At 71.6% G+C, this 24,073-nt stretch carries 24 protein-coding genes; 16 read left to right on the top strand and 8 right to left on the bottom strand.

What is annotated here, in order from left to right; genetic code table 11:
- Positions 1-92: 92 nt before the first annotated feature.
- The 3 genes from ACZ58N_RS31480 to ACZ58N_RS31470 all read right to left on the bottom strand — a co-directional run bounded on the left by ACZ58N_RS31480 (position 93) and on the right by ACZ58N_RS31470 (position 3,469).
- The gene (locus ACZ58N_RS31480; RefSeq protein WP_389709952.1) at positions 93-536 is read right to left on the bottom strand and encodes a nuclear transport factor 2 family protein; all 444 of its coding nucleotides are present in this window, start codon (positions 534-536) and stop codon (positions 93-95) included.
- Positions 537-579: 43 nt separating this feature from the next.
- The gene (folP, locus tag ACZ58N_RS31475; RefSeq protein ID WP_471166777.1) at positions 580-1,452 is read right to left on the bottom strand and encodes a dihydropteroate synthase; all 873 of its coding nucleotides are present in this window, start codon (positions 1,450-1,452) and stop codon (positions 580-582) included.
- A gap of 163 nt (positions 1,453-1,615) precedes the next feature.
- Positions 1,616-3,469, bottom strand: a complete 1,854-nt coding sequence (locus ACZ58N_RS31470; protein WP_471166775.1) for a phosphatidylglycerol lysyltransferase domain-containing protein — start codon at positions 3,467-3,469, stop codon at positions 1,616-1,618.
- 152 nt (positions 3,470-3,621) lie between these two features.
- Between ACZ58N_RS31470 and ACZ58N_RS31465 the strand changes: the two genes are divergently transcribed.
- Entirely contained in the window at positions 3,622-4,731 is a 1,110-nt protein-coding gene (locus tag ACZ58N_RS31465) for an alpha/beta hydrolase (RefSeq protein ID WP_471166773.1), read from the top strand.
- A gap of 83 nt (positions 4,732-4,814) precedes the next feature.
- On the opposite strand, the gene ACZ58N_RS31460 is transcribed toward ACZ58N_RS31465, so the two are convergent.
- Complete coding sequence (locus ACZ58N_RS31460) at positions 4,815-5,780, bottom strand: ABC transporter ATP-binding protein (protein WP_471166770.1); 966 nt, start codon at positions 5,778-5,780, stop codon at positions 4,815-4,817.
- Positions 5,781-5,947: 167 nt separating this feature from the next.
- Here ACZ58N_RS31460 and ACZ58N_RS31455 point away from each other — a divergent pair, with 167 nt between their 5' ends.
- From ACZ58N_RS31455 to ACZ58N_RS31440, 4 genes are all read left to right on the top strand, one after another.
- Positions 5,948-6,685, top strand: a complete 738-nt coding sequence (locus ACZ58N_RS31455) for an ABC transporter permease (protein WP_471166767.1) — start codon at positions 5,948-5,950, stop codon at positions 6,683-6,685.
- A gap of 4 nt (positions 6,686-6,689) precedes the next feature.
- Positions 6,690-7,361 (top strand): ABC transporter permease, encoded by a 672-nt coding sequence (locus ACZ58N_RS31450; RefSeq protein ID WP_471166764.1) that lies wholly within the window; start codon positions 6,690-6,692, stop codon positions 7,359-7,361.
- Between the two features lie 71 nt (positions 7,362-7,432).
- Positions 7,433-8,422, top strand: a complete 990-nt coding sequence (locus tag ACZ58N_RS31445; RefSeq protein WP_471166761.1) for an ABC transporter substrate-binding protein — start codon at positions 7,433-7,435, stop codon at positions 8,420-8,422.
- Between the two features lie 98 nt (positions 8,423-8,520).
- Positions 8,521-9,585, top strand: a complete 1,065-nt coding sequence (locus ACZ58N_RS31440; RefSeq protein WP_471166759.1) for a hypothetical protein — start codon at positions 8,521-8,523, stop codon at positions 9,583-9,585.
- A gap of 46 nt (positions 9,586-9,631) precedes the next feature.
- On the opposite strand, the gene ACZ58N_RS31435 is transcribed toward ACZ58N_RS31440, so the two are convergent.
- From ACZ58N_RS31435 to ACZ58N_RS31420, 4 genes are all read right to left on the bottom strand, one after another.
- Positions 9,632-10,900, bottom strand: a complete 1,269-nt coding sequence (locus tag ACZ58N_RS31435; RefSeq protein WP_471166756.1) for an alpha/beta hydrolase family protein — start codon at positions 10,898-10,900, stop codon at positions 9,632-9,634.
- Between the two features lie 371 nt (positions 10,901-11,271).
- Positions 11,272-11,487, bottom strand: a complete 216-nt coding sequence (locus ACZ58N_RS31430; RefSeq protein ID WP_285343862.1) for a hypothetical protein — start codon at positions 11,485-11,487, stop codon at positions 11,272-11,274.
- Positions 11,488-11,941: 454 nt separating this feature from the next.
- A complete protein-coding gene (locus ACZ58N_RS31425) occupies positions 11,942-12,793 on the bottom strand; it encodes an arylamine N-acetyltransferase family protein (protein ID WP_471166753.1) in 852 nt (283 codons plus the stop codon).
- A 92-nt stretch (positions 12,794-12,885) separates the two neighbouring features.
- Complete coding sequence (locus ACZ58N_RS31420; RefSeq protein WP_471166750.1) at positions 12,886-14,028, bottom strand: NADH-quinone oxidoreductase subunit D; 1,143 nt, start codon at positions 14,026-14,028, stop codon at positions 12,886-12,888.
- Between the two features lie 31 nt (positions 14,029-14,059).
- Here ACZ58N_RS31420 and ACZ58N_RS31415 point away from each other — a divergent pair, with 31 nt between their 5' ends.
- The 11 genes from ACZ58N_RS31415 to eccD all read left to right on the top strand — a co-directional run bounded on the left by ACZ58N_RS31415 (position 14,060) and on the right by eccD (position 24,064).
- Positions 14,060-14,551, top strand: a complete 492-nt coding sequence (locus ACZ58N_RS31415; protein WP_471166747.1) for a PH domain-containing protein — start codon at positions 14,060-14,062, stop codon at positions 14,549-14,551.
- Positions 14,548-15,891 carry a PH domain-containing protein gene (locus ACZ58N_RS31410; RefSeq protein ID WP_471166744.1) on the top strand — a complete coding sequence of 448 codons (1,344 nt, stop codon included), beginning with the start codon at positions 14,548-14,550 and terminating at the stop codon, positions 15,889-15,891. The genes ACZ58N_RS31415 and ACZ58N_RS31410 overlap by 4 nt, the downstream gene beginning before the upstream one ends.
- A gap of 216 nt (positions 15,892-16,107) precedes the next feature.
- Entirely contained in the window at positions 16,108-16,440 is a 333-nt protein-coding gene (locus tag ACZ58N_RS31405) for a hypothetical protein (RefSeq protein ID WP_471166887.1), read from the top strand.
- Positions 16,441-16,459: 19 nt separating this feature from the next.
- Entirely contained in the window at positions 16,460-16,771 is a 312-nt protein-coding gene (locus tag ACZ58N_RS31400) for a pore-forming ESAT-6 family protein (RefSeq protein ID WP_362878921.1), read from the top strand.
- 221 nt (positions 16,772-16,992) lie between these two features.
- On the top strand, positions 16,993-17,373 hold the full coding sequence (locus ACZ58N_RS31395; protein WP_471166741.1) for a DUF6507 family protein: 381 nt from the start codon (positions 16,993-16,995) through the stop codon (positions 17,371-17,373).
- Positions 17,370-19,571, top strand: a complete 2,202-nt coding sequence (locus ACZ58N_RS31390; RefSeq protein WP_471166738.1) for a hypothetical protein — start codon at positions 17,370-17,372, stop codon at positions 19,569-19,571. Before ACZ58N_RS31395 ends, ACZ58N_RS31390 begins: the two co-directional genes overlap by 4 nt.
- A complete protein-coding gene (locus ACZ58N_RS31385) occupies positions 19,537-20,184 on the top strand; it encodes a pentapeptide repeat-containing protein (RefSeq protein WP_471166736.1) in 648 nt (215 codons plus the stop codon). Before ACZ58N_RS31390 ends, ACZ58N_RS31385 begins: the two co-directional genes overlap by 35 nt.
- Positions 20,142-21,221 (top strand): hypothetical protein, encoded by a 1,080-nt coding sequence (locus tag ACZ58N_RS31380; protein WP_471166733.1) that lies wholly within the window; start codon positions 20,142-20,144, stop codon positions 21,219-21,221. The genes ACZ58N_RS31385 and ACZ58N_RS31380 overlap by 43 nt, the downstream gene beginning before the upstream one ends.
- Positions 21,222-21,472: 251 nt before the next feature.
- Entirely contained in the window at positions 21,473-22,231 is a 759-nt protein-coding gene (locus tag ACZ58N_RS31375; protein WP_471166730.1) for a hypothetical protein, read from the top strand.
- 230 nt (positions 22,232-22,461) lie between these two features.
- On the top strand, positions 22,462-22,704 hold the full coding sequence (locus tag ACZ58N_RS31370; RefSeq protein WP_471166727.1) for a hypothetical protein: 243 nt from the start codon (positions 22,462-22,464) through the stop codon (positions 22,702-22,704).
- Positions 22,705-22,717: 13 nt separating this feature from the next.
- Positions 22,718-24,064, top strand: coding sequence for a type VII secretion integral membrane protein EccD (gene eccD, locus ACZ58N_RS31365; protein WP_471166725.1), 1,347 nt, complete (start codon positions 22,718-22,720; stop codon positions 24,062-24,064).
- Positions 24,065-24,073: the final 9 nt, after the last annotated feature.

Raw genomic sequence — 24,073 nt, 5'->3', positions numbered from 1 at the left:
GACTCCCCGGGGCCATGGGCCTACGCCGAGTGCGGTCGGCGTCGTCCGCCTTCGAATTTACCTGCGACGGAGCCCGGCCCCCGCCCTTGGGGTCAGTCGGTGCCCTCTTCCTCCTCGTCATCGGAGTCCGTGAGCACCGGAGAACCGTGGTGGGACCACAGGAGCCACCCCTGCGGTGTGCGTCGGAACACATTGGTGGCGACGACCAGCTGACCCACCAGAGGCCCCAGCTCGCCGCCGTCCTCGGCGGGTCCGCCGCTCAGGATGTTCTCGGTGCACGTGACGAGCGCGGTGTCGCCTATCAGCGCCACCTTGGTGTCGGTGAGGAAGAACTGGATGTACTCGGTGTGGGACATGATCAGCGCGTACGAGCGCAGTACCTCGCCCCGCCCCGAGAGCACCGGCCAGCCCGGGTGGACGCAGGAGATCTCGTCGTCGAGCCAGAGCGCCGACAGCGCGTCGAAGTCCCCCTGCTCCATGGCCTCGTAGAAGGCCGCGTTGGCCTCTTCGACCGCTTCGATGTCGGTACGGCTCACCGTGCCCCTTCCCTGTACGGCCGGCGGAGGTCCGTCCGGCGGATCACAGTGCCCCTTCCACGGCGCGGGCCACCCGAACCGCGTCCGCGGTCGCCCGTACCTCGTGCACCCGCACGGCCCAGGCGCCCTGGTGCGCGGCGATGGCCGAGACGGCGGCCGTGGCGGCGTCCCGTTCGCGGGCCGGCGGCGGGGCGGTGTCGGCGGCGCCGGCCAGGACCCGTCCGAGGAAACGCTTCCGCGAGGCGGCGACGAGCAGCGGGAAGCCGAGCGCGCGCAGCTCCGGCAGGTGCGCGACGAGGGCCAGGTCGTGCTCGGCGTTCTTCGCGAAGCCGAGGCCGGGGTCGACGACGATCCGCTCGGGGGCGATGCCGCCGGAGACGACGGCGTCGATGCGGGAGCGGAGTTCGGCGGTGACCTCGCCGAGGACGTCCTCGTAGACGGCGAGGCTGTTCATGCCCTCGCTGAAGCCCCGCCAGTGCATGACCACGAAGGGCACCTCGGCGGCGGCCACGGCCGGGATCATGCCGGGGTCGGCGAGTCCGCCGCTGACGTCGTTGACCAGGGCGGCGCCGGCCTCGACCGCGCGGGCGGCGACGGCCGCGCGCATGGTGTCGACGGAGACGACGACCCCTTCGGAGGCGAGGCCGCGCACCACGGGGACGACCCGGCGCAGTTCCTCCTCCTCGTCGACGCGGGAGGCGCCGGGGCGGGTGGACTCGCCGCCGACGTCCACGAGGTCGGCGCCCTGCGCGACGAGGTCCAGGCCGCGCTTGACGGCCGCGGTGGTGTCGAACCAGCGGCCGCCGTCGGAGAAGGAGTCCGGAGTGACGTTGACGACGCCCATGACCCCGCAGCGGTCCCAGTCGGGCAGACCCGTCACCCGGCCCCTGCCAGCGGCTCCGCGGTTGTTGTTCATGGGTCCCAGGGTAGAGCCCGTGCCCGGGGCGCTCCCTCCGCGGGAGCCGCCGGCCGTTCCCCGCCCGGAGCGGCACCGCCGGCTGCGGTCCGCCCTTCCGGGAACGGGGAAGGGCCCGGCGGTGCCGCCGGGCCCTTCGGTGCGTACCGCGCCCGGTCGTGCGTCAGACGGGCTGGACCTCGCGCTCCGCCTGGGCCGGAACCTTGGTGGAGGGCTGCTCGTGCGCGCAGGTGCGGACGGGCTTGGGGCGGCGGCGGGCCGCGAACAGCCGGGGCAGGGCCAGCGTCACGAAGCCCTCGGCCTGCATCGCGGCGAAGCCGATGCGGGGCAGGTCACGGGTCTGCCGGAAGACGACGAAGCGGGGCTCCCAGCGCGGGCGGAACTTGGCGTTGAACTTGTAGAGCGACTCGATCTGGAACCAGCGCGAGAGGAAGACGAGCAGTCCGCGCCACATGCGCAGGACCGGGCCCGCGCCGATCTTCTCGCCGCGGGCCAGGGCCGAGCGGAACATCGCGAAGTTCAGGGAGACCTTCTCGATCCGCAGCGCGGGAGCGGCCTCCAGGGAGGCCACGATCAGCAGCTCGTTCATGCCGGGGTCGGCGGCGCGGTCGCGGCGCATCAGCTCCAGGGACATGCCGTCCTTGCCCCACGGGACGAAGTGCAGGACGGCCTTCAGGTCGCCGAAGGGGCTGGTGTCGCCCTCCTCGACGCGGTGGGCGGTGGCGATGAAGCAGTCGCCGTCGCCCGGGTCGCCGACCCGGCCCAGCGCCATCGAGAAGCCGCGCTCGGTGTCGGTGCCGCGCCACGCCTCGGCGGCGCCGCGCACCTGCTCCAGCTCGATCTCGGTGAGCTCGCTGACCCGGCGGACCTTGGTGGTGTAGCCGTTGCGTTCGATCCGCTTCACCATCTGGCGGACGTTGCGCATGGCTCGGCCCGAGAGGGAGAAGTCTTTGACATCGACGATCGCCTCATCACCGAGCTCCAGGGCGTCCAGCCCCGTCTCACGGGTCCAGACCTCGCCGCCGGTCTCGCTGCATCCCATGACGGCGGGGGTCCACGAGTGGGCCTTGGCCTCCTCCATGAACCGTTCGATGGCACCGGGCCAGGCCTCCACGTCGCCGATGGGGTCGCCGGAGGCGAGCATCACGCCGGAGACGACCCGGTAGGTGACGGCGGCCTTGCCGCTGGGGGAGAAGACGACGGCCTTGTCGCGGCGGAGCGCGAAGTGGCCGAGGGAGTCGCGGCCGCCGTGCCTGGCGAGCAGCTCGCGCAGCTGCGTCTCGTCGTCGGCGGTGAGGCGGGCGGCCGGGTGCTCGGGGCGGAAGGCCAGGTAGATGGTGGTGAGGGCGGTCAGCATGCCGAGGGCGCCGAGGGAGTAGCCGACGGTCCAGGACACCCGACCGGCGTAGTCGACGGGGCCCTCGAAGCCGAAGAGCCCGTAGACGACGTGGGTGATCTGCTCGTACAGGCTCGGGCGGCCGACGACCTTGCCCGGGTGCACGTTGACGATGACCAGGCCGAGTCCGATGGAGCCGGCGCTCATGAGGACGAAGTTCGCGAGCGCCTTCCAGCGGCTGCGGGGGTCCGGCAGCGCCTTGAACTCGCTCTGATGGCGTACCAGCAGGGCGAGGAGCACCGCGGCGATGACCACGCCGATGATGGAGTGCCGGTACGTGAACTGCGCCACCGCGCCCGCGGGCAGCAGGACGACGGCGGCCCGCCAGGCGCGCCGCTTGTGCCGCTTGAGGCCGTGGGCGAGCAGCAGGAGCAGCACGCCCGCACTGATGGACATGGCCGCGGCGAAGGGGCCCAGCGAACCGGGCAGCACTTCGGTGACCGCGTGGATCCGGCTGTGCCGGAAGCGGGGGAAGACCCCCGCCGCGATGTCCAGAAGGCCGACGATCATGACGGCCGTACCTACGAGACCGGGCACCGACTCCGGCCGTGGACCACGGAGGATTCGGCGGACCCTGCTCGGAACCTGTCCCGACTTATCGCCATCTATCCTGCTAGACATCGCTTCCCGTTGCTCCGCGAGAGATCATGTGGCCGAAGGCCGCGACAGCCTCCGGTGTGTGGTGCGTCCATTAGGACGACGTCGACAGGGAGCGGGTTCACTCTTCCGTCGGAAATTTCCAGTCCTGCCATCAGAAAGTCGACTGACTGCTCATGGGTCTCACCAGTAATACGGTTCTGGCGTTGGCCGTTGTCGCCGGGGTGCTGCTGTTCGCGGCCACGGTGTGGTTCTGGCCGAAGCTCTCGGGCCGCAGCTGGCGTTCGGTCGCCGGCCGGATCGGTCTCCTCCTCGCGACCCAGTTGGCGCTGTTCTCGGCGATCGGGATCGCGGCCAACCAGTCGTTCCTGTTCTACGGGACCTGGGCCGACCTGTTCGGCCAGGAGACGTCCATCGGCAAGGTCGTCGACCACTCGATGAGCAGCAAGGACATCAAGGTCGTCGACAAGCAGAAGCTGGACGTGCCGGGCGGTGCCAAGCCCCAGGTCGGTGGTCAGATCCTGAAGGTTGCCATCACCGGGCAGAAGTCGAAGATAACGAGTCCCGGCTACGTGTGGCTCCCGCCCGAATACTTCCAGCCACAGCACAAGGACCAGAACTTTCCCGCGTCGATCGTGCTGACGGGCTACCCGGGCACCGCCGAGAACCTGATCAAGGGGCTCGACTACCCGATGAAGGCCTTCAGCCTGTCGAAGGCGGGCAAGATGAAGCCGATGATCCTGGTCATGATGCGGCCGACCATCGCGCCGCCGCGCGACACCGAGTGCGTGGACATACCCGGTGGACCGCAGACCGAGACGTTCTTCGGGCAGGACCTGCCCAAGGCCATCCAGGCGACCTTCCGGGTCGGTGACAAGCCGCAGAACATGGGCTTCATCGGCAACTCCACGGGTGGTTACTGCGCCCTGAAGATCGCCGCGCACTACCCGCAGACCTTCGGTGCCGCCGCGGGCCTGTCCGCCTACTACGACGCCCCGAACGACCCCACCACCGGTGACCTGTTCCAGGGCGACGAGAAGCTGAAGAAGCGCGCGGACGTGCTGCACACGATGGCCGGGAAGAAGCCGACGGGCACCTCGTTCCTCGTCACCAGCAGCGAGACGGGCGAGCCGAACCTCGGTGACACCCGCAAGTTCATCAAGCTGGTCAAGGGCCCGGACCGGGTCTCCTCGATCATCCTCGACAGCGGCGGCCACAACTTCAACACGTGGCGCCGCGAGATCCCGCCGATGCTCACGTGGATGAGCGGACGCATCCAGGCCTGAGGCCCGGTGCGAGGACGTGACGGAGGGGCCCGGCCGGGGGACGGCCGGGCCCCTCCGTCACGTCCGGGGCGCGTTCCCGTCTCTCACGGCGCCTCGTGGGGCCGGGACTCGCGCAGGGCCTGGTGGACCGCCTCCGGGGTGAGGACGCCGACCAGCGCGCCGGAGTCCGGGTCGGTGACGCCGAGCCGGCCCGAGTCCTCCTGGAGCAGTGCGGCGAGGGCCTCGCGCAGGGAAGCCCCGAGCGGTACGGAGGCGGCCGGCGCCGGGCCGTCGGCGGGTGCCAGGACGGCTTCCTCGACGGGGGTGACGGCGAGCCGGCGAAGGCCCCGGTCGGAGCCGACGAAGGAGGCCACGTACGGGGTCGCGGGGGCGGCGAGGACGGCGGCCGGGCGGGCGAACTGCTCGATGGTCCCCGTCCCGTACACGGCGATGCGGTCACCGAGCCGGATGGCCTCGTCCAGGTCGTGGGTGACGAGCAGGATCGTCTTGCGGACGGTCCGTTGGAGGGCCAGGAACTCGTTCTGCAGCCGTTCGCGCACCACCGGGTCCACCGCGCCGAACGGCTCGTCCATCAGGAGGACCGGAGGGTCGGCGGCGAGGGCGCGGGCCACGCCGACCCGTTGGCGCTGCCCGCCCGACAACTGCTCCGGGTAGCGGCTCCCGTGGACGGCGGGGTCCAGGCCGACGAGTTCGAGGAGTTCCGCGGCGCGGGCCCGGGCCTTGGCCTTCGGGGTGCCGATGAGCTGCGGGACCGTCGCCGTGTTCTCCAGCACCGTCTTGTGCGGGAACAGGCCGACCTGCTGGATGACGTACCCGATGCGGCGCCGCAGTTCGACCGGGTCGGCCGCGGCGATGTCCTCGCCGCCGAGCAGGATCCGGCCGGAAGTCGGCTCGATCAGCCGGTTCACCATCTTCATCGTGGTCGTCTTGCCGCAGCCGGACGGGCCCACGAGGGTGACCAGCTCGCCCTCCGCGACCTCGAAGGACAGGTCCTCCACGGCCGTCGTCCCGTCGGGGTAGCGCTTGGTCACGTGCTCGAATCGGATCACCCGACCATCCTCGCGCACCCGGGCCGGGGTTTTGGCGAAGCGATTGTCAGGAGAGTGTTGCGGGACTGCGAAGCTTTCCGGCCATTGTGGGCGCCGGGGGTTATGGTCGCTCCTGGATTGTCGGCCGGTTCCCGGGACATACGTTCGGTGAGGGGGGTGAGGGAGAGATGGCTGAACAGAGCTGCCTCGTGGCGAACGACTGGCTGTGTTGGGAGTACGTCACCTCCCGCTCGCAGGAACTCACCGACGCCACCGTCGAACACATCTGGATCACCGCCGTCTCGGTCCTGATCGGCCTCGCCGTGTCCGTGCCGCTGGCGCTGCTGGCCCGCCGCGGCCGCCGTTGGGCGGCGCCCGTGCTCGGCCTGACCACCCTCCTCTACACGATCCCCTCCCTCGCCATGTTCTCGCTGCTGCTGCCGCTCTTCGGGCTCTCGGCGGCGCTCGTGGTGACCGGTCTCGTGCTGTACTCGCTGACCATCCTGGTCCGCAACGTGATCGCCGGCCTCGAAGCCGTCCCCGAGGACGTGCGGGAAGCCGCGCGCGGCATGGGTTACGGCCCGGCCCGCCTGCTGTGGCAGGTCGAACTGCCGCTGGCGCTGCCCGCCCTGCTCGCGGGGGTGCGGATCGCGACCGTGTCGACGGTGGCACTGACCACCGTCGGATCGATCGTCGGCAAGGGCGGCCTCGGCAACCTGATCGCGCCCGCCGTCAACAGTTCCTTCAAGGCCCAGGTACTCACCGCCTCGGTGCTGTGCGTGCTGCTGGCGCTGGTCGCCGACCTGCTGCTGCTCGGCGCGCAACGGCTGCTGACGCCGTGGACCCGCGCCGGCCGTACGTCACGCCTCTCCCGCGGCTCCCGTGCCGACCGGCCCGCCCGGCCGGCGTCCGTGAAGGGGGCCTGAGGCCGTGGGCGTGTTGACAGGTGCCTGGGACTGGCTGGCCGACGGCGCCAACTGGGCCGGGGAGAACGGTGTCTGGCACCGGCTCGGCGAGCACGTCTACGTCAGCGGCATCGCGCTCGCCGTCGCCTGCGCGGTGGCGCTGCCCGTCGGCCTGTGGCTCGGCCACATCGGCAAGGGCGGCGCCCTCGCCGTGAACGTCTCCAACGTCGGTCGGGCGATCCCGGTCTTCGCGGTGCTGGCCCTGTTCATGGTGTCGCCGCTGCGCAGCGCCGGATACCTGCCGACCATCGTCGCGCTGGTCCTCTTCGCGATCCCGCCGCTGCTGACCAACGCCTACGTCGGCATGCGCGAGGTGGACCGGTCGGTGGTCGAGGCCGCCCGCGGCATGGGGATGTCCGGCCGTCAGCTGTTCCTGCGGGTGGAACTCCCGCTCGCCCGGGACCTGGTGATGACGGGCCTGCGCTCGGGCGCCGTCCAGGTCATCGCCACCGCCACGATCGCGGCGATGGTCGGGCAGGGCGGCCTCGGCCGGATCATCACCGCCGGCTTCAACACGTACAACACGCCGCAGGTCGTCGCGGGGGCCGTGCTGGTCGCCCTGCTGGCCCTGCTGGTGGAGGGCGCGCTGATCGCCGCCGACCGGCTGCTGCTGCGCCGTCCGGCGACCTCGCGCTGACCCGGGGCGTGCCGGTGAGCCGCGCGATCCCCATCCCCGTCCGTCCGAACGTTTCCCCTGAAGGAGCTTTGATGATCAAGTCCACGCGCATCCTCGGTGCGACCCTGGGCGCGGTGGCCCTGACCGTTTCGCTCACCGCGTGCGGGGGCGACAGCCTGGAGAAGAGCAAGGACGGCGGATCCTCCGCCCCCGCGTCCTCCTCGGCGGGCGGGGCCAAGGGGAAGTTGGTCATCGGAGCGGCCGGGTTCACCGAGTCCAACGTGCTGGCCGAGCTGTACGCACAGCTCCTCAAGAACGCGGGCTACGGCACCTCGATCACCACGGTCAACAACCGCGAGCTGTACGAGCCGTCGCTGGAGAAGGGCGAGATCGACGTCGTCCCCGAGTACGCGGCCACCCTCGCGGAATTCCTGAACGCCAAGGTGAACGGCCCCGACGCGCCGAAGGACAAGCCGGTCGCCTCCAGCGACGCGACCGCCACGGTCGCGGCCCTGGAGAAGCTCGCCGCGCCGCTGGGCCTCAAGGCCCTGCCGGCCGGCGAGGCGGTCGACCAGAACGCCTTCGCGGTCAGCAAGGAATTCGCGCAGAAGAACAACGTGAAGAGCCTTTCCGACCTCGGCAGGTCCGGAATCAAGGTGAAGATCGCCGCGGGTGACGAATGCGCCGTCCGCCCCTTCTGCGCACCCGGGTTGGAGAAGACATACGGAATCTCCGTCGCGGGCATCGACCCCAAGGGCGTCGGCACCCCGCAGGCCAAGCAGGCCGTCAAGGACGGCGTCGACCAGCTGGTGCTGACCACCACCACCGACGCCACCCTCGACAACTACGGCCTGGTCCTGCTGGAGGACGACAAGAAGCTCCAGAACGCCGACAACATCCTGCCCGTCGTCAACGCCAAGGACGCCGGCTCCCCGGAGGTCGCGGACGCCCTCGGCAAGCTCACGAAGGTGCTCACCACCGCCGACCTCGTCGAGCTGAACCGGAAGGTGGACGCGGAACGGGCGAAGCCGGCGGACGTCGCGAAGGCCTACCTGGAGTCCAAGGGACTCCTCAAGAAGTAACAGTTACCTCGTTGATGGGAAATTGTGGGGCAGCCGCCCGGTAAGAGTTTGCCGGGCGGGTATCCCGCCGAACGCCCACGCCCTGTAAATTTCTGGCCATGCCCCGTGGACGCCACCGCAATCCCGAGCCCCTGCACCGACTCCTCACGCCGACGGCCGTCGCCGTGGTTTCCGTGGCCGGCGCCGGCGCGGCCTGGCTCCTCGCGGAACCCGTCGCGCTACGCCTGCTCGTGGCCCTCACCGCGGTCGCCGGTGTGGGCGGCGCCGTCCTCATGCGCTCCTGGGACCGGGCCGCCGGCCGCCGGGTCGCGGAACTGGCCCGGGAACGGGTCAAGGACGAGTGGCGGACCGAGGAGCGGATAGCCGAGCTCGAATCCGATCTGGAGGAGGCGCGCGTCCTGCGCGCCAAGCTCGACACCAAGCTCCGCGCCAAGCGCGTCGAACTGGCGGGCCTGCGCGGCGAACACGCCGCGCTGCTGCGCCGGTACGCGACCGCCGAGACCGAGCGCGCCGGCGCCCTGGAGAAGCGCCGACTGCTGGCGATCGAGGCCGCCACCGCATCGGCCGCCGGGGTCAAGGAACTTCCCGCCGTGTCCGAGGAACGCACCAGCAGCGGCGCGCCCACCCCGGTCGGCTACGCCCGCGCACACGCGGCGATGGCCGCACTGGTCCGCCGCGCGCAGCAGGGACCGTCGGGTCCGTCCGGGCCGCCGAACCCCGCCGGCCCCTCCGGTCCGTCCGGCGGCAAGGCGCTCGCCGCCGCCGAACCGGTCGCCGTCGACCACGCCCGCCCGGCCGTCCCCCCGGCACCGGCGTCGGCATCGGTGCCGCTCCCGGCACGCAGGCCGGCCGCCACGATGGCCCCCTACGCGGCCCAGCGCCGATCCGCCTCCCGCGTCGAGGGCGGCTTCGACTTCTTCGGCACCAAGACGGCCGCGCAGGCCCGCGCCGTCATCGAGTCCGTGCAGAACGAGGACCTGGCCGACGTGGTCGGGGCCGAGGCCCTCGCCGTGCACAAGGCGGAGTCCGTACGCACCGACGCCGGACCGGAATTCAAGCCGGTCACCGCCGAACAGCGGGCGGTGGGCCAGGTCATCGACCTGACGGCCCACGACGAGACCGAGCCGATCGACGTGGGCCTGCTGCGCACGGCGATCTCCTAGGCGCCGTCGCCCGGCGCCCGTCGCCGGGGGGATGGCCCGGCCCCACTCACCGGAGCGAGTCGAACCAGCGGACCGTCCCCGGGGCGGAGCGGACCGCCGTCGTGGTGTGGTCGGCGTCTGCCCCCTGGTCGACCAGCTTCGCCCGGACCCCGTGGCCGGCCAGGTCCCGGACGCAGGACCGGGCGTTGGCGATCGGCACGTCGGTGTCGCCGGAACCCGCGTAGACACGGACGGGCGCGGCCGGCTTCCAGTCGCAGAAGCCGTCATTGGCGTCGAGCACCTCGCGCAGCGCCCCCCGCGGGCTGCGGATGTTCTCGACCCACTCCGGGGTGAGCAACTCCTGCGGGGTCGCGGGCAGCGCGGCCGCGATCTCCTCCGGTCGTCGGCTGCCGTCGAACAGTCCCTCGACGACCTGCGCGTAGGGAGCCGCGAACACCTCGGCGGGATCCGTGTAGAGCGGGTGGAGCCGGTTCTGCGCGGTCAGGAAGTACGAGAGGTAGAAGACGGCCGTGGCCGGGGCGACGCGGCCGTCCGTGATCCCGGGCATCTCGGCGCCGAGCAGGTCGTGCGGACCTGCGATCGGGGCGAGGGCGCGCAGCCGGAAACCATCCCGGCCCCGGGAGAGTTCGCGGCCCAGGGCCATCGCGACCTGGCCGCCCTGGGAGAAGCCGGTGGCGTACACGTCCCGGGTGAGGGGACGGCCCAGCCGGTCGGCGGCGGTACGGGACGCCTTCAGCATGTCGAGGGACGCGGTGACGGACGAGCGGGTGTCCATGTACGGGTGACTGCCCGGACCGCCGCCCAGCCCCAGGTAGTCCGGGGCGGCGACGGCGCGGCCCGCCGAGGCGTGCAGGTACGGGATGAGCCGGTTGTACCCGGGGGATCCGGACGGGGCCTGGTCGCGGGTGGGGACGGTGCCGTGCGTGTCGGAGACGAGGTCGAGGCGGTGCGGGCCGCCGCGCGGCAGGACGAGGAGCCCGGTGGCGGTCGTGGGACGGCCCCGGGGGTCGACGGTGGCGTAGGTGAGCCGGTACGCGTCGACGCCGTGCCGGACGGTCCCGGCGTCCATTCCGAAGCCGGTGAGTTCGGCGGCGACCTGCGCGCGGTCGAGGCCGCCGAGCGGGACGACGGAGATCAGGGCGCCGCGGGCCGCGGCCCGGTCGCCGGCGGTCGGGGCGCCGGTCATTGCGGTGGGGGCGGCGAGGGCGGCCGGGGCGGCGATCCCGCCGAGGACGGCCGCGAGGACCACGGCTGCCGCGCCGCGCCTGAGCCACTGCTTGCCGGTCCGGGTGCCCGGGTGCGTCGTCGTTGTCATGCCCCGAACGCTAAACGCGTGCGGACGCGGGTGACATCCCGTCATCCCCCTGACCAGGCGGGGGAATACCCCCCCATCGGGGTGCGCCGGCGTCGGTGGAGCGGTGACGGGGGTGGCTGGGCGGTCCCGCTGGGGCCGGTCGGCGGCGGTGTGGGCTCGGGGTTGGGTGTGGCTGCCGGTGGTGGGCGCTCAGGGACAGGGGTGGTTGGCCCGGGTGTGGGGCCTGGGCCGGGCCGTCCGGCGTGGGTCGTCGGTGCCTTGCGTCGGTGTCGGCGGAGCGGTGACGGGGGTGGCTGGGCCGCCTCGCCGGGGCTGGTCGGCTGCGGGGTGGGGTCGGGGTTGGGTGTGGCCGGCTGCGGGTGGGTCTGTCTTCAGAACAGGGGTAGTTGGCCCGGGTGCGGGCCCAGGACCAGGCCGTCCAGCGTCGGAGCCGACGCGCCGAGCACGACACGGGCGCGGGAACCGGGGCAGGACACCATGCCGCCCCGGTCCCGGCCGGCGGGAGGATCGTGCCGGGCGATCCGGCCTGCCGTCACGGCGCAGTCGCGGCCGCAGGCGGGGCAGGCCCGCCGGGGGGAGTGGGACATGCCCCCAGTCTGCCCTGCCGCACCGACACCGGAACCGCCGGCCGGGCCGGCACGGGCAGGGGCGCGGATTCCGGCGTCGGCCGGTGGCCCCGGGCCGGCTCTGTGCCCCGGCCCCGCCCTGCGAGGTCCGGCCTCCCGACTCCGGCCTTGGCTTCGGCATCAACTCCGGCTTTGGTCCTTGGCTCGGTTTCGGCCCGGGCATCAACTCCGGCTGCGGCCCTGGCTTCGGCATCGGCCCGGACTCTGGCTTCGGCCCCGGCTTCGGCCCGGGCTTCGGCGTCGGCCCCGACCTTGGTTTCGGTACCAACTCCTGGTTCGGCGCGGGTATCACTCCGGCCCCGGCCCCGGCCCCGGCTCCGTCCCCGGCCTTGGCCCCGCCTCCGGCTCCGGCTTCGGCCCGGACCCGCCCCCCGGGACCCCCGACGCGGCTGCGAAGCGCCCCCGTGCCGGGGTCTCAGCCGGTGCGGCCGGCCAGCCAGGTTTCGTGGGCCCGGGTGACGCGGGCCCACAGCGCCGACCGGTCCGCCGGGGTGAAGTCGTCGAGTTCCCGGCCGAAGACGGAGGTGATCGCGTCGAAGAACTCCTCGGCCGTGGTCAGTTCCCGCTCCGACACCGGCTTGCCCGGCTCGACGCGGGTCAGGATCCGGCCGCGCAGCGCGTCGACGCCGTGTTCGTCGCGTCGCAGCAGCGCGCAGGTCCGTACGAAGCCGGAGTCCTGCGAGGTCGACAGCCGGACGTGCTCGGCCTCGAAGTCGGCCGTCGAGGCCGGGGCCCGCAGGAAGTTCATCACCGGCGCGGACGCGCCGTCGTTGAGGTACGTCCACCCCGGTTCGGCGTCCGGCGCCGACTCCTCCAGCCGGTAGGTGGTGCCGCCCAGCACGTGCGCTCCGACGCGCAGCGGCAGCGGCTCGTACGGCCCGTCGCCGAGGCCCGTCTCGACGAGGTACTCCTGCCCGTCCACCCGTACCGTCAGGGCCAGGTGGTCGCCGCTGACGTCGCGCCGGTGGGCCTCGGCCCGCTGCATGACGCCCCCGACATGGCGGGTCACCTCGTAGCCGAGGGTTTCCAGGAGCAGCGCGAAGGCGCCGTTGAGGTGGAAGCAGTAGCCGCCCCGCCCGGCCGCGATGCGGCGGGCCGACAGCTCGGGGTCGATGCCGGGCGGCCGACCGAGCTGGATGTCGAGGTTCTCGTACGGAACGCGTTCCAGGTGGGCGCGCTGGAGCGCGAACAGCCCTTCCGCGGAAGGGGTACCGGGATCGGTGATGCCGAGTCGCCGCAGGTAGCCGGCGCGTATGCCAGAGGTCATGTCCGCACGATAGGACGTGGGTCCGTCCCCGCACGCGCCATATTCGTCGATCACCCGTCGATCACCCGAGGATTCCCGGTGATCCCCGGCGATCACTTGTCGATGTCGCCGACGACGAAGAACAGCGAACCGAGGATCGACACCATGTCCGCGACCAACTGCCCCGGCAGCAGCACCGCCAGCGCCTGGATGTTGTTGAAGGAGGCGCTGCGCAGCTTCAGCCGGTACGGGGTCTTCTCGCCCTTCGAGACGAGGTAGTAGCCGTTGATGCCGAGCGGGTTCTCGGTCCACGCGTACGTGGCCCCCTCGGGCGCCTTCAGCACCTTGGGCAGCCGCTGGTTGATCGGTCCCGGCGGCAGGTCGGCCATCCGGTCCAGGCAGGCCACCGCCAGGTCGAGGGCGTTGTGCGTCTGGTCGAGCAGCACCTCGAAGCGCGCCAGGCAGTCGCCCTCGGTACGGGTGACCACCTTCAGGACGTCCTGGAGCTGCCCGTACGCCAGGTACGGCTCGTCACGGCGCAGGTCGAAGTCGACACCGGAGGCACGGGCGATCGGCCCGGACACCCCGTACGCGTGCACCGACTCGGCGGACAGCAGGCCGACGCCCCGGGTCCGGCCGCGGAAGATCTCGTTGCCGTGGACGAGCTTGTCGTAGACGTCCATCCGGGTCCGGACGTCGGCGATGGCCGCGCGGGTCCGGCCCAGCCAGCCCGCCGGGAGGTCCTCCTTGAGGCCGCCGACGCGGTTGAACATGTAGTGCATGCGGCCGCCGGAGATCTCCTCCATCACGGCCTGGAGCTCCTCGCGCTCGCGGAACGCGTGGAAGATCGGCGTGATGCCGCCCAGTTCGAGGGGGTACGAGCCGAGGAACATCAGGTGGTTCAGGACCCGGTTCAGCTCGGCGAGGAGCGTGCGCATCCACACCGCGCGCTCGGGGACCTCCATGCCGAGCATCCGCTCGACGGCCATGACCACGCCCAGCTCGTTGGAGAACGCGGACAGCCAGTCGTGGCGGTTCGCGAGCATCACGATCTGGCGGTAGTCGCGGGCCTCGAAGAGCTTCTCGGCGCCGCGGTGCATGTAACCGACCACCGGTTCGGCACTGACGATCCGCTCGCCGTCCAGGACGAGCCGCAGGCGCAGCACACCGTGGGTGGAAGGGTGCTGCGGTCCGATGTTGAGCACCATGTCGGTGCTCTCCGCCGCTCCGCCGATGCCGACCGTGGTCTCCGTCATGGCGGCATTGTCTCAGCCCTACGCTGGGGGCATGGAAACCGGGACGCAGGGTGAGACGGCCCCGCCCGAATGGGTGGGGCTGCCGGGCGGGCTCCTCTCCATGCGGCGGCTGCTGCTGGTGATCTGGACGCTGCTCCTGACGGTGGCGACGGGCGTCCTGCTGGGTCTGTTCGCAGGGCCCGCGTGGGCCTTCCTCGGGGCGCTCTGGCTCGGGGTCCTGGCCTGGGGGTGGGTGATGCTCGGGCGGAACTGGCGGTCCTGGCGGTACGCCGAGCGGGCGGACGACCTGCTGATCAGCCGGGGCGTGCTGTGGCGGGAGCAGACCGTGGTCCCCTACGGGCGGATGCAGCTCGTCGAGGTGACCTCGGGCCCGCTGGAGCGGCGCTTCGGCCTGTCCTCCGTCCAACTGCACACGGCCGCCGCGGCGACGGACGCCAAGATCCCGGGGCTGGTGCCGGCCGAGGCCGAGCGGCTGCGGGACCGGTTGACGGAGCTCGGCGAGGCAAGGTCGGCGGGCCTGTGAGCGTGCCCGCGGACGGGCCGGACCCGTCGCAGGAGGCCGTCGGAGGCGGGGGCGTCGAGCGGCGGCTGCACGTCCTGACCCCGCTGCGCCGCGCCTGGGTCCCGATCGCGGCGACCGTCGGCATCATCGTCCAGCAGGGCGAACAGGCCCGGGAGTGGGTGACCGACCTGTCCCAGGGGCTGCGCGTGCTGCTCCTCGTCGGCCTGGTCCTCGTCTTCGGCGTGTACGGGTTCCTCAGCTGGTGGTTCACCCACTACGCCGTCACCGACACCGAGCTGCGCATCCGCACCGGCCTCGTCTTCCGCCGCACCGCCCACATCCGGCTCGACCGGATCCAGGCGATCGACGTCACGCGCCCCCTCCTGGCCCGTGTCGCCGGGGTCGCGAAGCTGCGGATCGATGTGATCGGCACCGACGCGAAGGACGAGCTGGCCTTCCTCGGCGAGGCGGACGCCGTCGCCCTGCGCGCCGAACTGCTGGCCCGGGCCGCCGGATTCGCCCCCGCCGAGGCCGTCTCGGTCGGCCAGGCCCCCGAACGGGAACTGCTCCGGGTGCCCGTGGCCCAGCTGGTGGTGTCCATGCTGCTCAGCCTCGGCGTGTGGGCCGCGCTCGTCGGCGGGCTCGTCGGCCCCGCACTCGTGTGGTGGTTCAGCGAAAGCTTCTGGGTGACCGTCGCCACGCTGGTCCCGATGGTCGGCGCGGTCTGGACCGGCAGCCTCGGCCGGCTGTTCACCGAGTACGACTGGACCGTCGCCGAGTCCCCGGACGGGCTGCGCCTCGACCACGGACTGCTGGACCGGGCCCACGAGACGGTCCCGCCGGGCCGTGTGCAGACCGTGCGGATCATCGAACCGCTGCTGTGGCGGCGCCGCGGGTGGGTCCGGGTGGAGCTGGCCGTGGCGGGCTCCAAGAACGGGCTCCTGGTCCCGGTGGCCACCCGCGAGGCCGCCCACGCCGTGATCGCCCGGGTGCTGCCGGGCGCGGACCTGGGGTCCCTCGTCTTCACCCCGTCCCCGAGCACGGGATCCCGGTGGGTGGTGCCGGTGTGGTGGAAGGGGTACGGGCTGGCCGTCTCGACGGAGCTCTTCGCGGCCCGCCGCGGGCGCCTGTGCCGGCGTACGGAGATCGTTCCGCATGCGAAGGTCCAGAGCGTACGCCGCTCACAAGGCCCCTGGTCGCGGGCCCGCGGGGTCGCCGACCTGCACGTGGACACCGGCGCGAACGAAACCGTCACCGCCCGCCTGCGCGCGTCGGCGGAAGCCTCCGCCCTGCTCGACGCCCAGGCCGTCCGCTCCCGCACCTCCCGCGCGTCGGCCCGCCCGGACCGCTGGATGACGTGACACCGGGTCGCTCGGGTGGTGTCCGACCGACTCGCCGGGAGGACGCCCGCCGTGCGCGTAGCCCTACGCACACGGGCTGTTGAGCGGGCGTGAATCAGCCGTGAATGATTTTCGGCCAGGGGGCCCGGCCGGATGAAACCGTGTTTGTGTTCGCAACGTCCCTTCGGTAGACAGGGATCCACGCAAGTGACGGAACGACACGTCAGGGGTGGCTGGATGAAGTTCGACATGGGTGGCACCACGCTGTCCGACCTGGGCAAGGCCACGACGGGATCCAGTGACGACCTGGGCACGCTGATCAAGCTGCTGGTGGCCGCGGCGGACCCGCTGGAGGGCAAGTTCAACGGCACCGGCCGGATCGCCTTCGACTCTTTCAAGCAGCGGTCGGACGCGATCACGACCGAGCTGAACGCCTCGCTGCGCGCGATCCTCGGCGGTCAGGCCGGCATGGACACCTCGTTCACCACGGGTGCCACCGAGCAGGGGGACAACGCCCACCAGAACATGGGCACCGCGAATTTCGACGCCGCTCGCTTCGGCGCGCGCTGAGCCCCGGGGGACTCGACACATGGGACAGAACCAGGACCGCACTTCCTACGACACCGGCGCCTCCGTGGAGGTGCAGGGCGGTCTGGCCGGGATCATCGGCCAACTGGAGCGGGTGCTCGGCGACCGCGAGACGGCGGTGAAGGCGGCGATGGCCGAGTTCACGGCCGACGGTGTCTCCGACGAGTACCACGGCAAGGAAGCCCGCTGGAACAAGGCCGCGAACGAGGTGCGCAACATCATCCGCCTCGTGCGCACCACGCTGGAGCAGAACGACGCGACGGCGCAGGCGACGCTGCAGAAGGCCAAGGCGGCCGTGGACGGGATCGGCTAAGGGCTGTCCCGTAATTCCCGGCGGGCGCACGACGCCGGCTACGGCACCTCGCCGCGTTGTCGGAACGCCCGAATACGCCCGGTATGAGGGTGCTCCTCCGCCTTGCGAGGCACCGCATCCGACGCCGTGCGCCGATCCACCGGGGATTACGGGACAGCCCTTAGCCGCTCGCTCGGACGGTTGCGGCTGACGTGGGGAATTCGGGAGAACGGGGGTAGGCCATGGACTGGGACATCAAACCGTCCGGCGTACAAGGGGTCGTGAACAAGACGGTCACGGCCGCCGGCGGCTTCCAGACGGCCGGCAAGTCGCTGCAGACGGCGCTGCCGGACGCGGCGAAGCACGCGGGGACCATCTCGGGCGGCGGGTCCACGGCCGGCGAGGGCGGCGGCATGGGTGTGATCGCCGCCGCGCTGGGCGGCCTCATGGACGCCCACGACCAGCGCCTCAAGTTCATCGGAGCCCGTACGTCGGCCTCCGTCAACGGGGCCATCGCGGCGACGACGGCTTACGTCCAGGGCAACCTGGAGCAGGCGGCCAACGCCCAGCGCGAGGCGCTGAAGGAACCGAAGATCGACCTGCCGGGGGCGGGTCGGAAGTGACGGATCACGTACCGATCAATCCGTGCACGATCCCGCAGTTCACGGGTGACCTGGCGGCGTTGGAGTCGGACCGGGCGAAGTTGGATTCGGCGGCGGGGACGTTCCGTGATGCCGGGTCGAACGTGGATGCCGAGTTCCAGGGTTTGTCCGCGTTCTACACGGCGCCGGAGGCGGCGCAGCTGTTCGCGACGACGAAGCCGGTGAAGACGGACAGTGATTTCTTCGCCGATCAGTTGGAGTCGGCGGCGAAGGCGTTGGGCGAGTACGTCACCGAGGCGCGGCCGATCGTGGCGCGGTTGAAGGAGCTCCAGGCGAAGGCGACGACCTTCACGGGGAAGATCGCCGGGGATGAGCACTGGAAGGACGACGGGGACAAGATCGATGAGAACAATGATCTGATCCACGATGTCAACGCGGCGGTGTCGGCGTTCTGGGCGGCGGAGCGGACGTGTGCGAACAAGATCCGTGCGTTGTACTGTGCGCCGCCGTTGACGACGGATGACGGTAGTCATGGCGCGAACATGTACGGGTACAAGGGGGAGGACCTCAACAACGCGCAGGACCTGCCGTGGGGTTCGCAGTTGGAGGAGACCCACCGGGCGTGGGAGATCGGGTACTGGGTCAAGTCGTTCGTGTGGGACGGCCTGATCGTCGACGGTGTGTGGGGCACGATCAAGGGCCTGGGAACGCTCGTCGGTTTCGGTGGTCTGGACGCGATGGGGCAGGCCTGGACGGGGCTGGCGAAGCTCGCGACGGGTCTGGCCCTGAGCATCAATCCGGGCACGGCCATTCAGTTCTGGACGGCCGATGAGAAGGATCTGCCGGGTTGGCTCAGGGATTCGCGGACGGCGATGAAGGAGACCGGCAAGGCGTTGGTCGCGTGGGACGAGTGGGGCAAGAACCCGGCTCGTGCGGCGGGTGCGGTCACGTTCAACGTGCTGACGATGGTGTTCACGGGCGGCGCGGGTGCGGTGGCGAAGACGGGCAGTGTCGCGAAGGTGATCTCCGCGGCGGGCAAGGCCGGTCGGCTGATCGACCCGATCACGTACATCGGCAAGGCCGGCTCGTTGGCGAAGTTGAAGGTCGGCGATCTGTTCGCGAACTTCGGCAAGATGGACGGGGCCTTCCCGAAGGTCGATGACGTGGTGTGGAAGGACCTTCCCAAGGCGGAGGCGCCCGGGGGCGTGACCTTCCCGCACCCGGACGACACGGTGCGTCTCCTCGACGATTCCCTGGGACGCCCTCAGTACTACGACAAGGCCACCCACCAGCTCCTGGACCACAACGGCGTCCCGAAACAGGACCTCACCTCGGTCCCCAAGGGCCCCGACCACCCCCTGGCGGAGGTTCCCGTACGCCAGGAGGTCCCGGTCGGCGTGGGTGCCCACACCCCGGGCGGAGCGGTGTCGCACACCCCGGGCGGAGTCACGAGCCACACCCCGGCGGGAGCGGCGACGCACACCCCGGGCGGCGTCGCGGACAACACGGCCCACAACGGCCACACCGACCCCACGAACCCGACGGGCGCCGGCACCCACACCGACACCACCCCCACGGGCGGCGCCGGGCACGGCGACGGCCCGGGTACGGGCGGCGGTCACGGTGACACTCCGTCTCCGGGCTCTGGCCACGGCGACGGGCCGGGTATTCCGCACCAGGGCGACGCTGTTCCGTCCCACGGTGGAGAGGGCACGAATGTTCCCTCGCGTGAGCTCTCCGTGGATGAGCGGGCGGCACTGGACGAACACCTTGGTGATCTGGAGCAGCGTTACATCGACGACTTCGATGTGCTCAAGCACGACCCCGACCACAAGGGGAAGGTGGCGCCGTCCGAGATGGACGAGGCGCGGGTGGCTCTCGACCTGCGGGAGCAGGGCAAGGTTCCTGCTGATATTCAGCGCCCTCCGGGTAACAATCAGGGAGACCTTTATTCGCCCGGTACGGGAGAGTTCTACGACATCAAGGGAGTACACTCCGACTGGCCTCCTCTCAACAACACCCGAGACAAGTCAATGCCTTTCAAGGGTGCGTATGACCCGGCCAACAATCAGGGCTGGGTGAGGAAGATTGAAAAGCAAATGACGCAGAATCGCATCGTCATTCTTGATGTGCGAAATGCCAATCAGGCGGCGATCGACGACCTGATGGCGATCGTCGATCGACATGGGTGGAGTGATCGAGTTGTCTGGTACCCGTGATCCCCGCCGCGCCGTGGCAGCATGGCCTGCCGAAGAAGAGGCCGCAACTGTACTGAGAGGTTGGGTCGATGGTGATGTCGCGGTGCTTGATGCCGCGGGGTTGGACCTGTCGCTCGTCGATCTGTCGCGGGCGGACCTGGCGGACGGACTCCTGACGGAGGCAGTTCTCCGGGGGGCCCGACTGGCTGGTGCGGATCTTTATCGGGCACATCTTGAGGGTGCGGTTCTCGACGGTGCGGATCTCTCGGGGGCGTCTTTGGTGAAGTCCGTCCTGGACGGGGCCTCGTTGCGCGGTGCGGTGCTCGACGGGGCGGATCTGGGGAGTGCGGACGTGTACTCCGTGGATGCCCGGGGCGCTTCCTTCGTTCGGGCCGTACTCGATTCCGCATCGTTGGACGACGTGGACCTGCGGGGTGCCGACCTGTCCGACGCCTCGGTTTCGCACACGTTCCTGCAGGTGGTTCTCGACGACCGGACGCTGGTCCGGGGCCTTTCGGGGACGATCTTCGGGCCGGCGGTCGTCATGGAGGCCGATGAGCGGCGGCAGTTGGCCGGCGGCGAACTGGAGGCATGGCTCAACCATCGGGGCGCGAAGGTCAGGGTGCTCCCCTGATCGCCGGCACACCCGTCGCGCAGTGGTCGTGGGGGGAATTCGGCCATGACACCGATCTGGTCCGCGAGGCCGTACACCGGTTCCTCCTGACGCTCGAAGTCCTGGACCGGCACCGGCTCGCGACGCCGCACGGCGGGCGCGTGACCGTGGAGGTTCCCGAGATGGGCCGCCGGAGCATCCTGTTCCGAGCGGATCTTCCTCTGCGCAAGGCGGCTGCGGATACCGCGGAGGACCCGCCGCCGGCCGAGGCGCTGGTGGAGCGGATCCGGCAAGGCATCGCGCCCGGTGAGATCGGGGGCGTGGATCTGTACGCCCGGTGCGACGGCATCGTGGAGACCGGGACCGGCGCCGAGGCGGTCGAAGGCCTCTTCGCGCTCGGCGCGGAGGTGTCCGAGGGCTACTTCCACGTGGCGCTGACCACCTTCTGCGACGCGTGGATGCCGTTCGATCTGCGGGGTCGCGCGCAGGAGGCGGTGTTCGCCGCGAACCGGCCGCGCCTGGCGTCCGCCCTCGCAGGGATCGCGGAGGCACTCGATGTCGAGATCGACCCCGACGACGCCACCTGGTTCGCGGTTCCGACCGAATCGGGGGTCGAGAACCACTACGAAGACGACGGCTCCGCCTCCGATGTGTGGGGGAGCTTCGAGATCCCCTACCGGAACGGAATCTTCAGTCAGACCCCGAAGTTCACGGCCGGCTACGGACGGCAGGCGTCCGGGGCCGTTCGGTACGTTCCGATCGCAGGGTCCGAGCAGGTGCTGGGGTATCTGTGGGCCTCGGATGCCGAGGCTGCCGCGAGCTTCGAGCCGCGTGACGCGGCGGACCTGGACGCCTACCGGGCCGGGCTGGTCTGGCTGGACCGGCTGCAGGCGGCCTACGACCGGGGGCTGTCCCCGGCTGCCGCGCTCGTCGAACTCGGACGGCTTCCCGCCGATCCTGTGGCCGGGCGGCCCGAGGCGGACCGGGCGACCGACGTGGACGAGTTCTGGAAGCTGGGACAGCTGGCGCGGCAGGAGCATCCGTCGTCGAAGCCGTGACGTACGGGGCGGGGGCAATGCCCTGATGGCCCGTACGCCTGTTGCCCGGTGGACGGGGCCGCGACGGCGAGGCAGCCCGCGCCCTTCAGCTGCCTGTCCGATCTGCTGTCCGCCTACGCGGTCCTGGCCGCCCACCGGCTCGCGGTGGGCGGCCCGAGGCGAGTTCGGCGGCCGAAGCGGGCGCGTTCGAGGCGCCGGCGCTGCCGGCGCTCGATCAGGAGCGCCGATGCCGTGAAGGGAAGGGGGTTCGAGTGACCGACCGAGCGGCCCGCGCCGTGCTGGACCGGCTTCGGGCGGTGGAGTGGGCGGGCGAGTGGGACTTCGCGTTCGGCCACGTCGGGTCGCGTCGCGTGCTGTTCCGTGAATACCTGCGGCGGGCGGCCGTGTGGTCCCGGGCCCACGGCGGCCGGGGCAGTTGGCTGCTCTCCGATGTCACCCCGTACGTGGATCCCGACTTCCGGCTCTCCCCGGCAGTGGCCGAGGAGCTCGCGGAATTGTTGCGCCGTCCTTCCGATGGTGAGGTGCGGAGCACCTGTTCGGGGGCGGTGCGGCTGGCGGAACTCCGGGGGCGGGAGCCGGAGGCCTTCGCCGGCCTTCCCGACCTCTACGAGCCGTTGCTCCTGTTCTGGGAGCGGGGCGGCGAGTTCGCCCGCGACGATGCCGGCTTCATCGACCTGACGGGTGTGCTGATCCGCCCCGGCCCGCTGGGGGCCTGCGCGGGCAACCCGCCCGTGACCGACCTGAGCGACATCGTCCTCGACGCGCTCGACGTGGACGGACGGGTCACGTACTACACCTCGGCGGACGGCCTGCGGCCGCTGCTGCGGCGGTGCGTACGGCGGGACGGGCCGACGGACCAGTCCCTCGGCCGCGATCTCCGCTGGGAGCCGACGGATCTGATTCCCGCCTCGGACGAGGCGGTGCGGGGCGCCGGGCTCGTCACGGTCGACGAGCTGGAGGCCGCCCGGCTCATCGGGCAGCAGCACGCGGCGGCGGAGCCGGAGCCGTGATCACCTCCCGGTCGTGGGCGCAAGTGCCGGTCGGGGTCGTCGGGGGCGATCACATGCGGTCCGTCAGGTCGGGGGGCCGGTGGAGGCCGCCGGGACGCGAGCCCGGTCGTGCCGCACGGAACACCGTGCGGGGGTGAGGGCGTCCTCGGGGCGGGAGGCCGGCTTCGGGCGGGTTTCGCGGGGGAGCGGCGGCGTACTAGCGTCGGGGGCCGACAGGAAGGGGCAGCGTCATGGCGGCGCAGGACTACGACAGCCAGCTGCTGGAGTCGGTCGCGGTACGGCGCCGGCGGCTGCGGGACGCCGTGCTGTTCGGGGCCCAGCGCGGGCGTCGGATGGCCGACGAGCGGATCGGCAAGGCGGTCGCCGGGTTGGTCATCGCTGCCGTGTTGTGTGCCGGCTGCGTCGGTTGGTCGTTCGTCTCGAACCGGCTGATGGGCAAGACCGGCACCCCGGGACAGGTCAGCACTCGGTGATAGGTTCGAACGCGTGGTGAGTACGGGGACGACGAGCGGGTCGGCACTGAGTCGGGTCACCCTGGTCGGTGAGCGCCGACGGATGGATCTCGTACTGCCCTCCCATGAACCCGTCGGGCGGCTCCTGCCCGATGTCATAAGACTGTTGGACGACCGGGTGGCGGCGCAGCCGATGCTCCGCCACCTGGTGACCGGCGACGGGTCGGTACTCGAACACGACACCTCCCTCGCCGACTCGGGCGTCACCGACGGGGCCGTGCTGCGGCTCGTGCGGGTGCAGGACTCGCCGTCCGCGCCCGTGGTGCACGACGTCACCGACGAGGCGGCCGAGGACCTCGACGTACGGTCCTGGCGCTGGCGGGCGTCGGCGCGGCGGGTCACCGCCGGGGCCGGGCTCGTCGGGTGGGTGCTGCTCGCCGGGTGGTTCGCCCGGCGGGAGTTCGCGCCGGGTGCGGTGGCCGCGGCCCTGCTCGCGGCCGGTGGTGTGTGCGCGGTGGCCGGGGCGCTGTCGGGCCGGCTGAAGCAGTCCGGGCTCGCCGCGGCGCTGCTCGCCACGGCGGGCGTGACCGGTGTGCTCGGGGCGTGGACCATGGGCGACGCCCAGCATTGGGGCGGCATGGGGCGGCTCGCCGCCGTGTCGGGCGCCCTGGCCGTGGGGCTCGCGCTGCTGGGGTGGTTCACGTCCCTCGGGCGGGGCGGGTTCGTCGGGGCGGTGGCCGTCGCCGGTCTGACCGGTATGTGGGAGGGCGTGGCCCTGTTCCAGGGCGACGCGGCCCGCACCGGGGCCGTGCTCGCCGTGGCCTCGGTGGTGCTGCTCGGACTGTTGCCGCGCCTCGCGCTGGCCGCCGCCGGACTGACCGGGCTCGACGACCGGCGGGCCCGCGGGGTCTCCGTCAGCCGGTACGAGGTCGCGACCGCCCTCGGCGCCACCCACCGGGGCCTGGTGCTGGCCACCCTCGCCACCGCCGCCTCGGCGGCCGCGGCCGGGGTGCTCGCGCTGCGGGACCCCGATGTGTGGACGGTGTCGCTGGCCGTGGCCGTAGCCGCCGTTCTGTGGCTGCGCGCACGGGCGTTCCCGCTCGTCGCGGAGGTGGTGGCGCTCCTGCTGGCCGGGGGCGCCGTGACCGTGGCCGCGCTGCTCGTGTGGGCCGGGCGGTCCGGCTCCGCCGGACCCCTGGCCACGCTGCTGGGCTTCGCACTGATCGCGCTCGGGGTGTTGGCCGTGCAGCCGCCCGAGCACGTACGGGTCAGGCTGCGTCGGATCGGGGACGCCGCCGAGTCCGTCGGCGTCATCGTGCTGTTCCCGCTGCTCATCGGGGTGTTCGGCGTGTACGGGCGGCTGCTCGGCACCTTCGCGTAGGGGTTGTTT

It is taken from the genome of Streptomyces sp. NPDC040432, assembly GCF_055595445.1.
Note: the sequence above shows the minus strand (reverse complement) of the source record. Positions and strands in the feature narration are given on the sequence as shown.

Coding starts and splice junctions, on each gene's coding strand:
- ACZ58N_RS31415 (WP_471166747.1), top strand. CDS start 14,060: ATGGAAACCGGGACGCAGGGTGAGACGGCCCCGCCCGAATGGGTGGGG.
- ACZ58N_RS31395 (WP_471166741.1), top strand. CDS start 16,993: ATGGACTGGGACATCAAACCGTCCGGCGTACAAGGGGTCGTGAACAAG.
- ACZ58N_RS31380 (WP_471166733.1), top strand. CDS start 20,142: ATGGCTCAACCATCGGGGCGCGAAGGTCAGGGTGCTCCCCTGATCGCC.
- ACZ58N_RS31440 (WP_471166759.1), top strand. CDS start 8,521: ATGCCCCGTGGACGCCACCGCAATCCCGAGCCCCTGCACCGACTCCTC.
- ACZ58N_RS31445 (WP_471166761.1), top strand. CDS start 7,433: ATGATCAAGTCCACGCGCATCCTCGGTGCGACCCTGGGCGCGGTGGCC.
- ACZ58N_RS31405 (WP_471166887.1), top strand. CDS start 16,108: ATGAAGTTCGACATGGGTGGCACCACGCTGTCCGACCTGGGCAAGGCC.
- ACZ58N_RS31420 (WP_471166750.1), bottom strand. CDS start 14,028: ATGACGGAGACCACGGTCGGCATCGGCGGAGCGGCGGAGAGCACCGAC.
- ACZ58N_RS31425 (WP_471166753.1), bottom strand. CDS start 12,793: ATGACCTCTGGCATACGCGCCGGCTACCTGCGGCGACTCGGCATCACC.
- ACZ58N_RS31470 (WP_471166775.1), bottom strand. CDS start 3,469: ATGTCTAGCAGGATAGATGGCGATAAGTCGGGACAGGTTCCGAGCAGG.
- ACZ58N_RS31400 (WP_362878921.1), top strand. CDS start 16,460: ATGGGACAGAACCAGGACCGCACTTCCTACGACACCGGCGCCTCCGTG.
- folP (WP_471166777.1), bottom strand. CDS start 1,452: ATGAACAACAACCGCGGAGCCGCTGGCAGGGGCCGGGTGACGGGTCTG.
- ACZ58N_RS31430 (WP_285343862.1), bottom strand. CDS start 11,487: ATGTCCCACTCCCCCCGGCGGGCCTGCCCCGCCTGCGGCCGCGACTGC.
- ACZ58N_RS31385 (WP_471166736.1), top strand. CDS start 19,537: ATGGGTGGAGTGATCGAGTTGTCTGGTACCCGTGATCCCCGCCGCGCC.
- ACZ58N_RS31435 (WP_471166756.1), bottom strand. CDS start 10,900: ATGACAACGACGACGCACCCGGGCACCCGGACCGGCAAGCAGTGGCTC.
- ACZ58N_RS31465 (WP_471166773.1), top strand. CDS start 3,622: ATGGGTCTCACCAGTAATACGGTTCTGGCGTTGGCCGTTGTCGCCGGG.
- ACZ58N_RS31455 (WP_471166767.1), top strand. CDS start 5,948: ATGGCTGAACAGAGCTGCCTCGTGGCGAACGACTGGCTGTGTTGGGAG.
- ACZ58N_RS31370 (WP_471166727.1), top strand. CDS start 22,462: ATGGCGGCGCAGGACTACGACAGCCAGCTGCTGGAGTCGGTCGCGGTA.